Source organism: Streptomyces sp. NPDC020996 (assembly GCF_040641355.1).
In the GTDB taxonomy this organism is placed as follows: domain Bacteria; phylum Actinomycetota; class Actinomycetes; order Streptomycetales; family Streptomycetaceae; genus Streptomyces.
The window spans coordinates 1-13142 of sequence record NZ_JBFADM010000115.1 but is presented as its reverse complement, the minus strand read 5'-3'; the positions used below and the strand labels follow the sequence as shown (position 1 = coordinate 13142).

Below are 13142 nucleotides of genomic sequence, written 5' to 3'. Positions count from 1 at the left end.
CCCCGGTCGTCACCTTGTACGTCACCTTGGACGACCGGGGGACGGGGCCGCGCGCTGCCGGCCGCTCACACGGCGATCAGGTGGTCCACCACCTCCACCACGTCCGGGATCCCCGCCACCGCCTCCGTCAGCCGCGGGACCGCCTCCGCGTCCAGCGAGCCGCTCAGCGTCACCGTGCCGTTGCGGACCTGTACGTCCACCTGCGCCGGGTCGATCCCCAACTCCTCCTTCATGACCTTGGAGACGACCTCCTCGCGGATGGCCGCGTCCTCCCGCACCAGGGCGTGCAGCAGCTCGCTGCGGCTGACGACGCCGACGAGCGTGCCCTTGTGGTCCGTCACGTAGATCTGCCGGATGCGGGAGCGGGCTGCCTGACGGGCCGCTTCGAGCACATGGGTCCACGGGTGGACGGTGAGCGCCGGTGCCGTCATCAGCGTGGCCGCCGTCCCGCCGTCGCCCTCGGGGGCCTGCCGTCGGCCGAACAGCCGCTCGAACGTGCCGGGCCGCTCGTCCGACGCGAGGGACGCGGCCCGCGCGAGCAGATCGGACTCCGCGATCACCCCGATGACGCGCTGGTCGGCGTCCACCACGGGCGCGGCACCGACCTGCTCACGGGCCAGCAGCCGGGCGACCTCCAGGAAGGGCGTGTCCGCGGTGATCCCCGCGACGGTCCGCCGCATCACGTGCCGCACCTGGAGCTCCGGGACGGGGATCGCGTGGGCGGCGGGCTGTACGTCCGCACGTGCGGCGGCGGTCGCGGCCGGCTCCCGGGCCGCGGCCTCCGCCGACTGCGAGGCCATGGCCTGCAGGTAACGCACCATCAGGTCCTGGCGGAACTCCTCCGCCGGTTTCGGGGCCAGGCCCGGTACCCCACGACGGGCCTCAGCCGACGCCGTACCGGCTTCGCGTGCGTCTCGGTCATCCATGGCAACCTCCCGCCGTACGCAGGGTCGAGAGTCCTCCGAGGCAACCTTCCCGCCGCGGTGGCCGCGACCACAGGGGCCGCACGGCCCCCTGCCCAGGTCAACCGGCCCCTGTGGACACCTCGCGCCACCTCCGTACCGTGGAATTCGAGGACATCCGAGGACAGGCGGACATCCCAGGCAGGAGGACATCCCAAGAGGGTGAGCGGTCATCGAGCGGGCCGGGAGGTGCTCATGCCGGACTTCCGCGCGTTCCTCGCGCGTTTCCGGCCGGCCGGTTCACCCGGTCCGGCGGCCGGCGGGGCCGTTCCCGCCGACCGGTCCGCCGAACTCGCGGCCGAACTGCGGGCCCCGCTCGCCGCGACCGAGGCCGCCGCGGCCGAGGCCGCCGCGATCCGCGAGGCCGCCGCCCGCGAGGCCGCTCGCCGCCGCCGTGCCGCCGCCGAGCGTGCCGAACGCATCGTGCGCTCGGCCCAGGAGCAGGCCCTCGGCGTACGCCAGGAGACCGCGGCCCGCCTCCGCCAGGAGGCCGCCGCCGAGGCCGCCCGCGCGGACGCCGCCGCCGAACACGCCGTGGCGGACCTGCGGCAACGGGCGCGCGCACGCATGCCGGACCTGGCGGCGCGGCTGGTGGCCCGGGCGACGGACGAACTGACCGGAGCCCCGGACACCGACGACGCCGGGAAACGGCCCGAAGCACCACACCGGGAGACGCCATGGGCGCAGGGTGGGTCGCGGGAGTGACCCGGGCCGAGGCCATGGCCGCCGGGCGGGCCGGACCCGACACGGCACGGCGCCTGGCCGCCGCGCCGAGCCTGTCCGACGCACTGCGCGAACTCGCCGGCACCTTCTACCGGCGCGGACTCGACGTGACGGCCGGCGCCGCCGACGCACAGCGCGCCGTGTCGGAGGCCCTGGTGTGGCAGCTGCGGGTGCTCGCCGGATGGCAGCCGCGGCCCGGCACCGTCGCCGTACGCCTGCTGGCCTCCGCCTTCGAGATCGAGAACACCCGGCACCACCTGCGCGCCCTGTCCGGCGCGCCGCGTCGCGCCCCCTACCGGCTGGGCGCGCTGTCGACCGCGTGGCCGCGGCTGTCGCGGACCACCTCCCCGGCCGGGCTGCGCGCCGTGCTGGCCACCTCCGCCTGGGGCGATCCCGGAGCCGAGTCACCGGCCGCCGTCGTCACCGGCATGCGGCTGTCCGCGGCCGCCCGGACCGCCGCGAACGTGCCGTGGGCCGCCCGCTGGGCGGCGGGCCAGGCCGCGCTGCTGGTGGCCCGCGAGGTCCATCTCACCGGCCTGCGGCTGACCGGGCCCGCCCGGCGGCAGGCCGCGTCGCTGCTCGGACCGGCCGCCCTGCGCGCGCCGTCGTTCACCGGCTTCCGTGACCGGCTGGCGGCCCCGGCCCGCTGGGCGCTGGCGGACGTCGAACGGCCGCAGGACCTGTGGCGGGCCGAGGCCCGCTGGTGGCCCGCGGTCGAGGGGGAGGCCCTGGGGATGCTGCGCCGGGCGCGGCTCGACGCCTCACCCGTCGTGGCCGCGGCCGCCGCGCTGGGCGTCGACGCCTGGCGGGTCCGCGCCGGCCTGGAGTGCGCCGCGCAGGGCGGCCGGGCGCTGGAGGCGTTCGATGAGCTCATGGGCTGACTCCCTGACCCCGGCCCGGATGCGGCGGGTGGCCGTCGTCGCTCCCCGCGCGGCGCTGCGGGACACCCTGGTGCGGGTCGCCGACGCGGGCTGCGTAGAACTGGACCACGCCGACGACGCCGACCGCGGCGCCCCGGGCCCCGCCGCCCGCCGGCTCCAGGCACTGGGCGTGCGGCCCGCCCGGCCGCTGCTGTCCGCCACGGAGCCCGACCTCGACACGCTCGTGCGTCAGGGCCGGGCCGACCTGCTGGCCGGCGAGGCGGAACTTCAGGCCCACCGGGAGGCGGCCGTGCTGCACGGCGACGTGGCCGCGCTCGCCGGCTGGTGCCCCGCCGCCGACGTGCCCTGGCTCACCGGCCTGCTCGCGGACGTCGGAGGCGCCGTGGTGCCGCTGCGGCCGCCGTGCGGAACCGATCCGCCGACCCGGCTGGCCGAGCACGGCACGGTGCGGCGCTCCCTGGTGCCGCTGGTGCGCACCTACGGGACCGTCCCCTACGCCGACGTCGACCCCACCCTCCCCGCCGGGATCGCCTACGTCGTCATGTTCGGGATGATGTTCGGCGACGCCGGCCACGGACTGCTGCTGCTCCTCGGCGCGCTGCTGCTGCGCTCCGGCCGGGTCCGCCGCCTGGCGCCGCTGCGGAAGGTGTGGCCGTTCCTGGCCGGTGCCGGAGTCACCAGCATCCTGGCCGGCATCGCCTACGGGGAGTTCTTCGGCCCCACCGGCGTGCTGCCGGTGCTGTGGCTGAACCCGCTGGACCAGCCGCTGCGCCTGCTGGGCAGCGCCATCGCCCTCGGCGCGGTCCTGCTCGCCCTCGCCTACGCGGCGGGCATCGTCAACCGGTGGCGCGAGGGCGGCCCGGGCCGCGCCCTGTACGCCTCCTCCGGCATCGCCGGAACCGCCGTCTTCCTCGGCCTCGGCGGACTCGCGGGCGGCGTCGCGCTGCACACGCCCGTGCTCCTGACGGCGGGCGCGTTGCTCGCCGTGACCGGACTGGCGCTGGCCGGCACCGGCCTGTTCACGGCGTCCGGAGGCGGCGCCGCGGGCGCCCTGCAGACCGGCATCCAGCTGTTCGACGTGGTGATCCGCATCGGCTCGAACACCGTCTCCTTCGCCCGGCTCGCCGCCTTCGGGCTGACCCACGCCGCACTCGGCGCCATGGTCTGGCAGGGCACCACGGCGCTCGCGGGATCCGGGCCCGCGGCGTTCGTCGCGGCGGCCGTCGTCTTCCTGGCCGGCAACGCGCTCGCCTTCGCGCTGGAGGCGCTGGTGGCCGGCGTCCAGGCCCTGCGCCTGGAGTTCTACGAGCTGTTCTCCCGCGTCTTCGACGCCGAGGGGCGGCCGTTCCGGCCCTGGCACGTACCCACGCGGACCGCCGAGCACGAGGACGTGCCCGCACTGCACAGCACGGAGGTGACGACATGATCGCTTGGCTGATCGCACTGCCGGCGCTCGTCGGGGCGTTCGCCGTGACGCACCGGCTGCTGCGCCGCCGCAGCAAGGCCGTGCTGCGGTCCGTCCTGGCGGCGGACGCGGCCCTGTTCGCGGGCGCCCTGGCGCTCCTGGTGGTTGGGCTGAGCGGCGGCTCGGCGCACGCGGACGCGGCGACGACGGCGGCGGCGCAGAGTTCCGGCTCCAGCTCGGCGGCCCTCATCGGAGCCGCCATCGCGGTCGCCGGGGCCTCGATCGGCGCGGCCGTCGCGGTCGCGTACACCGGCGCGGCGGCGCTGGCCGCGCTGAGTGAACGCCCCGAACTCTTCGGCCGGGCCATGGTGATCGTCGGCCTCGCCGAGGGCATCGCCATCTACGGCCTGGTCGTAGCCATCCTCCTGATCGGAAAATCCTGACATGCCCGCCGACAACGACGCCCTGACCGGGCGCACCGCGCCGCATACCGGTGACGGCGCGACATCGCAGGGAGGCGGCGAAGGGCCGGCCGCGCCAGAGGTCGCCGCCGCCGGGGACGGTGACCCGTACGCCGTCGGCCGGGGCGGCGGAGTGGAGCCGGAGGCGTTCGTCGCCGGGGGGCAGGGGCCGTGGGAGGGCCGGCGGGACGGGCGGTCGCGGGTTGCGGCGATCGGGGAGTGGGTGCGGGTCGCGGGGCTGACGGCGGCCGGCGTCGACGTGTTCGCCGCGGAGGATCCGCCGGCGGTGCGCGCCGCCCGGGAAAGGATCCCGGCGGACGTGGGGCTGGTGATCATGACGCCCGCCGCGGCCGCCGCGCTCGGCCCGGAACCGTTCGACGACACCGGACCGCTGACCGCGGTGATGCCGTCATGAGCGCCGCCACCAGGCCCACGAAGCCCACGAAGCCCACGAAGCCCACGCTTCCCGCCCGGGCCGACGCGGCCCTCGAGCCGGTGCGCGACCGCCTGCTGCGGGACGCCCGCGCCGAGGCCGAGGCCCTGCTGGCGGCGGCCGACGCGGACGCCGCCGCCGCGCTCCGCGACGCCGAGGCCCGCGCCGCGGAGATCCTGGCCGAGGCCCGGCGGCAGGGCGCGGCCGACGCCGAGAACGTCCGCGCCGCCGCCCGCGTCCGCGCCCGCAGGACCGCCCGGGCACGGGAGCTCGCCGCCCGCCGCGAGTGCTGGGAGGAACTGGGCCGGCAGATCGTACAGGGCGTCGAGGAGCTGCGCGGCACCGACGCCTACCCGCGGCTGCGGGAACGGCTGACCGCGTACGTACGGCAGGCCCTGGGCCCGGACGCCGTCGTGACGGAGGCCCCCGGAGGCGGTGTGACCGGCGAGGCCCCGGGACGCCGCATCGACTGCAGCCTGGCCGCGCTGGCCCACCGGGCGTTGGAGCGGACGGGCGTGGAGGCGGAGCGGCTGTGGGCACCCTGACCGGCACCGGCACCCTGACCGGCACCGGCCGCGTCCTGCGGGTCAACGGCCCCCTCGTCGAGGCCGAGGGCGTGCCCGGCACCGCCATGTACGACCTGGTCGAGCTGGGCGAGGCCCGGCTGCCCGGGGAGGTCGTCGCCATCCGCGACACCGTCGTCACCGTCCAGGCGTACGAGTACACCGGCGGCCTCGCACCCGGGATGCCGGTCCGTCCGCTGGGCAGGCCGCTGTCGGCGGCCCTCGGCCCCGGGCTGCTCGGCGGCGTCTTCGACGGGCTGCTGCGCCCGCTGGCGGACGCGGGCCCCTGGCTGGAGCCGGGCGCCGCCGGCCGCCGCTCCGGCGGGCCGGCGCGGCGGTGGGAGTACGTCCCCCTGGCCACGGAGGGCGACTTGGTCGCCCCCGGCGACGTCCTCGGCGAGATCCGCGACGCGGGCCCGGTGCCGGTGCGGGTGCTCGTGCCGCCCGGCTGCGCGGGAACGGTGGCACGGCCCGTCGCGGCGGGCCGCCACCCCGAGGACGCGGTCGTCGCCACCGTCGTGGGCACCGACGCGGGCACCGACGTCCGGATGACCACCCACTGGCCCGTCCGCACGCCCCGCCCGGTCCGCGGACGCCGGGACGCCGGCCGCGCCCTGCACACCGGGCAGCGGGTCATCGACCTGCTCTTCCCGGTGGCGCTCGGCAGCACCGTCGCCGTACCGGGCGGCTTCGGCACCGGCAAGACGGTGCTGCTGCAGCAGATCGCCAAGTGGTGCGACGCCGACGTGATCGTCTACGTCGGCTGCGGCGAGCGCGGCAACGAGATGGCCGACGTCATCGAGGAGTTCGGCGCGCTCACCGACCCGCGTACCGGAGGCCGGCTCGCCGACCGGACGGTCATCGTGGCCAACACCTCCAACATGCCGATGATGGCGCGGGAGGCCAGCGTCCACACCGGCGTCACGGTCGCCGAGTACTTCCGCGACATGGGCCTGGACGTGGTCGTCATCGCCGACTCCACCTCACGGTGGGCGGAGGCGCTGCGGGAGTTCGCCTCCCGCACCGGCGCCCTGCCCGCCGAGGAGGGCTACCCGGCGGGCCTCGCCTCCGCCATCGCGGCGTTCTACGAGCGCGCCGGGGCCGTCACCACCCTCGGCGGCCGCCCCGGCTCGGTCACCGTGATCGGCGCGGTGTCCCCGCCCGGCGGCGACATGGCGGAGCCGGTCACCGCCCACACCCAGCGCTTCGTGCGCTGCCTGTGGACCCTCGACCGCGATCTCGCCTACGCACGGCACTATCCGGCCGTCTCCTGGGCCGAGTCCTTCTCCCGCGACGCCGGCACCATCGGCGCCCACCACGCCGGCACCGACGATCCGGACTGGCCCGCGCGCCGGGCCCGCGTCGCCGAGGTGCTCGCCGAGGCCGACCGGCTCGCCGATCTGGTCGACCTGGTCGGCATCACGGCGCTGCCCGCCCAGGAACGCGTCAGCGTCCTGGCCGGACGGCTCGTCCGGGAAGGCGTACTCCAGCAGAGCGCCCTGTCCGCGCGGGACGCGTACAGCGGCCCGGAGAAGACGGCCGCGCTGGCCGAGGCCGTGCTGGCGGTGATCGCCCGCTGCCGCGAGCTGGCCGACGCGGGGGTGCCGCCGGCCCGTATCGAGGAGGCCGACTTCTCGCCCGTGCTGCGCGCCCGCGAGGAGGCCGGCCCACAGGACGCGGCGAAGGCCGGCGAACTCGGCGCGGCCATGCTCGCCCGGCTGGCGGAGGTGTCGTGAACGAGACACAGGACTGGGGCCGCGTCGAGTACACCTCGGTGCGCGAGCTGCGCGGGCCCCTCGCCGTCGTCGACAAGGTCGAGGGGGTCGGCTGGGACGAGTTCGTACTGTTCACCCTCGACTCGGGCGAGCGGCGGCAGGGGCTGGTGCTGGAGGTCGACCGCGGCACGGCCGTGGTCCAGGTCCTCCAGGACACCGGCGGCATGGACCCGGCGCGCGTCCGCGCCGCCTTCACCGGCACGCCCCTGCGCGTCCCCGTCGGCACCGGCTGGCTGGGCCGGGTCTGCAACGGCCGCGGCGAACCCCTCGACGGCGGCCCGCCGGTGCTCGGCGCGGCCACCTCGGCCGTCGGCGGCAACCCCGTCAACCCGGTGCGCCGCGAGCCGCCCGCCGAGCCCGTGCTGACCGGCGTCAGCGCCATCGACGCCCTCACCACCCTCGTGCGCGGGCAGAAGCTGCCGGTGTTCTCCGCGGCCGGCCTGCCGCACCTGGAACTCGCCGCGCAGATCGCCGCCCAGTCCACGGCCGGCGGACAGCCGTTCTGCGTGGTGTTCGCGGCGATGGGCGTCACCCACGCCGACGCCGCGTTCGTGCGCGACGCGCTGGAGGAACGCTCCGCGGCGGGCGAACTGGTGCTGCTGCTCAACACCGCCGACGACCCGGTGATCGAGCGCATCCTCACCCCGCGCATCGCCCTCACCGTCGCCGAGCACCTCGCCTTCACCGTCGGCCGCCACGTCCTGGTCGTGATGACCGACATGACGAGTTACGCCGAGGCGCTGCGCGAAGTGTCCGCCGCCCGTGGGGAGATCCCGGCGCGCAGGGCCTACCCCGGCTACCTCTACAGCGACCTGGCGTCCCTGTACGAGCGCTGCGGACGCATCCGCGGGCTGCCGGGTTCGGTCACCGTGCTGCCGGTGCTGACCATGCCCGCGGGCGACATCACCCACCCCGTCCCCGACCTCACCGGCTACATCACGGAGGGTCAGGTCGTGCTCTCCCGCGACCTGCACGCCCGTGGCGTCTACCCGCCCGTGGACGCGCTGTCGTCGCTGTCGCGGCTGATGCGCAAGGGCGCCGGGCCGGGCCGTACCCGTGACGACCACCTCGACGTCGCCGCGCAGCTGCTGTCCGCGCTGGCCCGCGCGCGCCAGGTCAAGGAACTCGCCGACCTCGTCGGGCAGGCGGCGCTCGGCCCCGTGGACCGCGGCTACCTCACCTTCGACGAGGCGTTCGCCCACGGCCTGGTGGACCAGGGCAGCGCCGAACTGCGCACCCTGGACCAGACGCTGGAACGTGCCTGGCAGGTGCTGCTCACCCTGCCGCGCAGCCAACTCGCCATGCTCCCGGCCGAGTTCCTCGACGCGCACGAACCCGCGCGGGGAGGCGGGTGACGCCATGGCCCAGCTGCGCGTGCCGCCCGGCCGTGCCGGACGGATGAAGCTGCGCCGCAGCCTGGGCGCGGCGCGGCGCGGCGCGGACCTGCTCGACCAGAAGCTGCGCATCCTGCGCGCCCGCCATCAGGAACTGTCGGAGGCCGAGCGCGTCGCGCGGGAGCACTGGCACCGACGGCTGGGCGAGGCGGAGTCGTGGCTGCGCCGGGGACTGCTCCTCGGCGGCGAGGAGGCCCTGGACGCCCTCGCCCGCACCCGCCCGGCCGAGCTGGAGGTCTCCTGGACGTCCACGATGGGCGTACGGCATCCCGGGCGCGCCACCTGCACGGTCCCCGGACGGCAGCCGGGCGAGCCGGCGCCCCCGAACACCGCGCTGGTGCACGCCGAGTCGGCCTACGCGGACGCCGTGCGCGCGGCCGCGGAGTACGCCGCCGCCCGAGCCGCGGCCCGGGCCGTCGGCGCCGAGGTGCTCAGCACCGGCCGCCGGGTGCGGGCGCTGCGCCGCCACTGGGTCCCCCGCCTGGAGGCCGCCCTCGCCCGCGCGGACGCGGCACTCGAACAGAGCGAACACGAGGACGCGGTACGCAGACGCTGGGCAGCGACCCCCCAGCGGCCACCCCCAGCCCCTTGACCGCCACCCGCCTCAACGGCGGCCTGCGGCCTGGCGGCCTTCCGGCCTGCGGCCTTCCGGTCTGCGGCCTGCGGCCTGGCGGCCTTCCGGCCTGCGGCCTTCCGGCCTGCGGCCTTCCGGCCTGCGGCCTTCCGGCCTACCGGCCGGTGTCAGGGACCGTAGTCGCTACTGCGCTCCGGGCAGCGGCGTGCCGGCGTGCGGTAGGGGGCAGGTGGGTGGTGAACCAGTCGCGGGCTGCTTCGGCGACCGTGGACAGGGTGCCGGGCTCGGGGAAGAGGTGGGTGGCGCGGGGGACGACGGCGATCCGGTGCTCGCAGTGCATCCAGTCGGCGGCTAGCCGGTTGAGGCTGAGGACCCGGGGGTCGGCGGACCCGACGACGAGCAGCGTCGGCGCCCGCACGTGCGCCAGGGCGGCGGGCGTGGCCAGGTCGGGACGGCCGCCGCGCGAGACGATCGACACCACGTCGGCACCCGGCACGGCGGCGGCCTCCAGCGCGGCCGCGGCGCCCGTGCCGGCCCCGAAGTAGGCCACCGGCAGGCCCTTCTCGTGCCGCAGCCACAGCGTGGCGGCGTGCAGGCGCTGGGCGAGCAGGCGGATGTCGAAGACGTTGTGCCGGTTCTGCTCCTCGTCCGCGGTGAGCAGGTCGAGCAGCAGCGTCCCCAGGCCGGCCCGGTTCAGCACGCCGGCGACGTAGCGGTTGCGGGCGCTGTGCCGGCTGCTGCCGGTGCCGTGCGCGAACGCCACGACCGCCGGGGCCGCTTCGGGGACGACGAGCCGTGCGGCCAGCCGCACGTGCCCGGCCGGCACCCGCACCTCCACATCCCCGTGCGCACCGGGGTCGAGCCGGGGCGCGGCCGGCGGCGCGGCGCGGGCGGCTCGCTCGAGCAGGGCGGTCACCTGTGCGTCGCCGACCTGGGCGAAGTCGCGGTAGCAGGCGCCCACCGAGCCGAGGCGGGGCGGCCGTTGCAGGGCGATCACCTGGTCCGCCGCGCCCCGCAGCCGGGTGACGGTGGACTCGGCACCGACCGGCACGGCGAGGACGACCCGGGCGGCGTGCAGCGCACGCGCAACCCGGCAGGCGGCCTCCGCGGTGACGCCGGTGGCCAGCCCGTCGTCGACGATCACCACGGCCCGCCCCGCCACCGGCACCGGCGCGCGGCCGGCACGGTAACGCAGCGTCCGCCGGTCCAGTTCGGCCCGTTCGGACCGCTCCACGGCGGCCTGCTCGGCGGGGCCCAGCCCGGTGCGGCGGACCACGTCGCCGTCGAGGACGCGCACCCCGGCCTCGCCGATCGCGCCGAAGCCGAGCTCCGGCTGCCGGGGCACACCGAGTCTGCGCACCACCAGTACGTCCAGGGCCGCGCCGAGTTCCCCGGCCACCTCGTAGGCCACGGGCATTCCACCCCGCGGCAGTCCCAGCACGACGACGTCCTGACCGCGCAGGTGCGCCAGACGATGGGCCAGCCGCAGACCGGCCTCCGTGCGGTCCTGGTACCGCATGGGCACCTCCTCATGCGCGTACCGCGTCGGCGGCACCCGCCTCTCCCCATTCGACCCCCGTTCCGGACGATCACGGCAGGGGCGCATGGGTCCGGCCCGGAGGGACCATCGGCCCGCACGCCGCCGGAGCCGTGGACCCATCGGGGCGACCCGGCGGGCCGGGAGGACACACGGTCCCCGGCGCGGGCCCCTTCGGCCCATGTCAGGGCGTCGCGGGCCCCGCAGTCTTGTGGCACAGCAGCAGAGGGAGAGGACAGACCATGGTGGTCTCCACCCGCGTCGCGGCCACCGGCGCCGACGGCCCGGCCCGCGACGACGGCTCCGGCGCGGCGGTCGTCGCCCGGCAGCGGGAACGGACCGCCGCACGGCCGCTGCCTCGGGGCACGACGCTCGCTGAGCGCGACGGCGCCCCGGGCCGGTCGGTGGTTCTTGGAGCGGACGCGGACATCGTGGTCGTGCCGTGGGCCGTCGGCACTCGCGGGGGCCGTGGATCCGGCGGGCCTGCGGCGCAGGCCCGGATCCACCGGATCCACCGGCCCGACCCGGCCACGGCCGAGCCGCGCGGGTGGCCGTACGCCATGAGGCCGCACGGTCCCCGGGCGGTCGGCGCGTGCCGGGTGGATGTCATGCCCGTGATGAAGTCGTGCCGGCCGTGCGGGCGGCTCGTCGCCCACGTTGTCCGGCCGCTGACACCTCGTCGGCCGGGCTCTGCCCGGGCCCGTCGCGGCACCGGTCACCGCGCCCGCGGACCGGATGGAGGACGAGGACGAGACGCCCACCACCGCGCGGCGGCTCCCCGCGGCCGCAAACAGCAAGGCGGGAAGGACCCATCCGCTTCTCGCGGATCCTGATTGCGCGGTGCGCGGCCCGAGGGCCGTTGCTCCGCGTCTTTCGCCGGGTCCTTCCCGTCAACTTCCAGCACACCACGGCGGTCACCTGCCCGCCAGGGCCGATCGGCCCCGATCACCTGAGGAGAGCGACATCATGACCACCGCTGCACCGGCGACCGACGACCGGCAGGCCACCCCGGCCCGGCCCGCACTGCTCAGCTTCCTGGGCGGTGTCGGCACGGTCACCGGCAGCAAGTTCCTGGTCGAGAGCGACAACGCCCGCGTCCTCCTCGACTGCGGCCTCTTCCAGGGCGTCGCCGACCTGCGCCGGCGCAACTGGCGCACGCTGCCCTGCGACGCCGAGGACATCGACGCGGTCGTCGTCACCCACGCCCACCTCGACCACTGCGGATACCTGCCCCGGCTGGTGCGCCAGGGCTTCCGGGGCCGCATCGTGACCACCGAATACACCGCGCGGCTGATGGAGATCGTGCTGCGCGACAGCGCCAAGCTGCAGGCGGAGGCCGCCCAGCACGCCAACGAACACGGCTGGTCCAAGCACCTCCCCGCGGAGCCGCTGTACGACGACTCCGACGTGGACCGCACCCTGAAGCTCGTGGACGCGGTGCCGCTGCGCACGTCCGTCGACATCGCCGCCGGCACCCGGCTCACCCTGCACTCCGCCGGCCACATCCTGGGCTCGGCCTGGGCCCACCTCACCCTGGAGGACGGCCACACCCTCGCCGTCAGCGGAGACATGGGCCGCCCCGGCCACCCGCTGCTGCGTCCCGCCGAACCGTTCTCCGGCGCGGACGTCCTGCTCATGGAGTCGACCTACGGCAACCGGCGCCACCAGGAGCAGGAGGGCCGGACCCGGTTCGCCGAGGTGATCACCGCGACTCTGGCCCGCGGCGGCACCGTCGTGATCCCGGCGTTCGCCCTGGACCGCACCGAGGTCGTCCTGCACGAGCTCGCGGAACTGCGCCGCACGGGCAAGCTGCCGGCCGCGGTGCCGGTGTACGTAGACAGCCCGATGGCCCTGGCCGCCCTCGACGTCTACCGGGACGCCCTTGCCACCGGGTCCGCGGAACTGCGCGCGGACATCACCGAGGTGGGCACGGCGGCGCTCCGCCCCGAACCGTTCAGGACGGTGCGCTCGCTGCAGGAATCCATCGACCTCGGCCACGCCCACGGACCGTCCGTCATCGTCTCCGCCTCCGGCATGGCCACCGGCGGCCGGGTGCTGCACCATCTGCGGCGCCTGCTGCCCGACCCGCGCAATTCCGTCGTCGTCGTCGGTTTCGCGGCGCAGGGCACGCGCGCCCGTGACCTCGTCGACGGGGCGAAGGCGCTGAAGATGTTCGGCGAGTACGTCCCGGTGCGCGCCCAGGTCGCCGACGTGCCCCATTTCTCCGCCCACGCCGACGCCACACAGATCGTCGACTGGCTGCGCGACGCCCCCGCCCCGCACACCACCTACCTCGTGCACGGCGAGCCCGAGGCCGCCGAGGCGCTGCGCGACCGGATCGACCGCACCCTGGGCTGGACCGCCGTCGTCCCCCGCTCCGGGGAGCGGGTCCTCGTCCGGTGAGCCGTCGGCCGGCGCGGCAAGGGCCGCGCCG

The 13142-nt window shown here is 76.5% G+C and carries 12 protein-coding genes; 10 read left to right on the top strand and 2 right to left on the bottom strand.

The window, feature by feature from the left end:
- Positions 1-65: 65 nt before the first annotated feature.
- The gene (locus AB0G63_RS38290) at positions 66-926 is read right to left on the bottom strand and encodes a CBS domain-containing protein (protein ID WP_360760271.1); all 861 of its coding nucleotides are present in this window, start codon (positions 924-926) and stop codon (positions 66-68) included.
- Between the two features lie 198 nt (positions 927-1124).
- Here AB0G63_RS38290 and AB0G63_RS38285 point away from each other — a divergent pair, with 198 nt between their 5' ends.
- From AB0G63_RS38285 to AB0G63_RS38245, 9 genes are read left to right on the top strand one after another with little or no spacing between them, the layout of a single operon-like run.
- Positions 1125-1667, top strand: coding sequence for a hypothetical protein (locus tag AB0G63_RS38285; protein ID WP_360760269.1), 543 nt, complete (start codon positions 1125-1127; stop codon positions 1665-1667).
- Complete coding sequence (locus AB0G63_RS38280) at positions 1640-2566, top strand: hypothetical protein (protein WP_360760266.1); 927 nt, start codon at positions 1640-1642, stop codon at positions 2564-2566. The genes AB0G63_RS38285 and AB0G63_RS38280 overlap by 28 nt, the downstream gene beginning before the upstream one ends.
- Positions 2550-3992, top strand: coding sequence for a V-type ATPase 116kDa subunit family protein (locus AB0G63_RS38275; RefSeq protein ID WP_360760263.1), 1443 nt, complete (start codon positions 2550-2552; stop codon positions 3990-3992). The genes AB0G63_RS38280 and AB0G63_RS38275 overlap by 17 nt, the downstream gene beginning before the upstream one ends.
- Positions 3989-4414 carry an ATP synthase subunit C gene (locus tag AB0G63_RS38270; protein ID WP_360760260.1) on the top strand — a complete coding sequence of 142 codons (426 nt, stop codon included), beginning with the start codon at positions 3989-3991 and terminating at the stop codon, positions 4412-4414. Before AB0G63_RS38275 ends, AB0G63_RS38270 begins: the two co-directional genes overlap by 4 nt.
- A 1-nt stretch (position 4415) precedes the next feature.
- The gene (locus AB0G63_RS38265; protein WP_360760257.1) at positions 4416-4847 is read left to right on the top strand and encodes a hypothetical protein; all 432 of its coding nucleotides are present in this window, start codon (positions 4416-4418) and stop codon (positions 4845-4847) included.
- Positions 4844-5410 (top strand): hypothetical protein, encoded by a 567-nt coding sequence (locus AB0G63_RS38260; protein WP_360760254.1) that lies wholly within the window; start codon positions 4844-4846, stop codon positions 5408-5410. The genes AB0G63_RS38265 and AB0G63_RS38260 overlap by 4 nt, the downstream gene beginning before the upstream one ends.
- Positions 5398-7164 (top strand): V-type ATP synthase subunit A, encoded by a 1767-nt coding sequence (locus AB0G63_RS38255; RefSeq protein ID WP_360760252.1) that lies wholly within the window; start codon positions 5398-5400, stop codon positions 7162-7164. The genes AB0G63_RS38260 and AB0G63_RS38255 overlap by 13 nt, the downstream gene beginning before the upstream one ends.
- Complete coding sequence (locus AB0G63_RS38250; RefSeq protein ID WP_360760249.1) at positions 7161-8558, top strand: V-type ATP synthase subunit B; 1398 nt, start codon at positions 7161-7163, stop codon at positions 8556-8558. The genes AB0G63_RS38255 and AB0G63_RS38250 overlap by 4 nt, the downstream gene beginning before the upstream one ends.
- Before the next feature lie 4 nt (positions 8559-8562).
- Entirely contained in the window at positions 8563-9189 is a 627-nt protein-coding gene (locus AB0G63_RS38245) for a V-type ATP synthase subunit D (protein WP_360760246.1), read from the top strand.
- Between the two features lie 136 nt (positions 9190-9325).
- Here the strand turns inward: AB0G63_RS38245 and AB0G63_RS38240 are convergent, their stop codons facing one another.
- The gene (locus AB0G63_RS38240) at positions 9326-10690 is read right to left on the bottom strand and encodes a phosphoribosyltransferase family protein (RefSeq protein WP_360760244.1); all 1365 of its coding nucleotides are present in this window, start codon (positions 10688-10690) and stop codon (positions 9326-9328) included.
- 984 nt (positions 10691-11674) lie between these two features.
- Here AB0G63_RS38240 and AB0G63_RS38235 point away from each other — a divergent pair.
- Positions 11675-13111 (top strand): MBL fold metallo-hydrolase, encoded by a 1437-nt coding sequence (locus AB0G63_RS38235; protein WP_360760241.1) that lies wholly within the window; start codon positions 11675-11677, stop codon positions 13109-13111.
- The last annotated feature ends 31 nt before the right edge of the window (positions 13112-13142 follow it).

Excerpts from the sequence above, each read along its gene's own strand:
- AB0G63_RS38290 (WP_360760271.1), bottom strand. The coding sequence starts at position 926 with ATGGATGACCGAGACGCACGCGAAGCCGGTACGGCGTCGGCTGAGGCC.
- AB0G63_RS38280 (WP_360760266.1), top strand. The coding sequence starts at position 1,640 with ATGGGCGCAGGGTGGGTCGCGGGAGTGACCCGGGCCGAGGCCATGGCC.
- AB0G63_RS38275 (WP_360760263.1), top strand. The coding sequence starts at position 2,550 with ATGAGCTCATGGGCTGACTCCCTGACCCCGGCCCGGATGCGGCGGGTG.
- AB0G63_RS38270 (WP_360760260.1), top strand. The coding sequence starts at position 3,989 with ATGATCGCTTGGCTGATCGCACTGCCGGCGCTCGTCGGGGCGTTCGCC.
- AB0G63_RS38265 (WP_360760257.1), top strand. The coding sequence starts at position 4,416 with ATGCCCGCCGACAACGACGCCCTGACCGGGCGCACCGCGCCGCATACC.
- AB0G63_RS38260 (WP_360760254.1), top strand. The coding sequence starts at position 4,844 with ATGAGCGCCGCCACCAGGCCCACGAAGCCCACGAAGCCCACGAAGCCC.
- AB0G63_RS38245 (WP_360760246.1), top strand. The coding sequence starts at position 8,563 with ATGGCCCAGCTGCGCGTGCCGCCCGGCCGTGCCGGACGGATGAAGCTG.
- AB0G63_RS38240 (WP_360760244.1), bottom strand. The coding sequence starts at position 10,690 with ATGCGGTACCAGGACCGCACGGAGGCCGGTCTGCGGCTGGCCCATCGT.
- AB0G63_RS38235 (WP_360760241.1), top strand. The coding sequence starts at position 11,675 with ATGACCACCGCTGCACCGGCGACCGACGACCGGCAGGCCACCCCGGCC.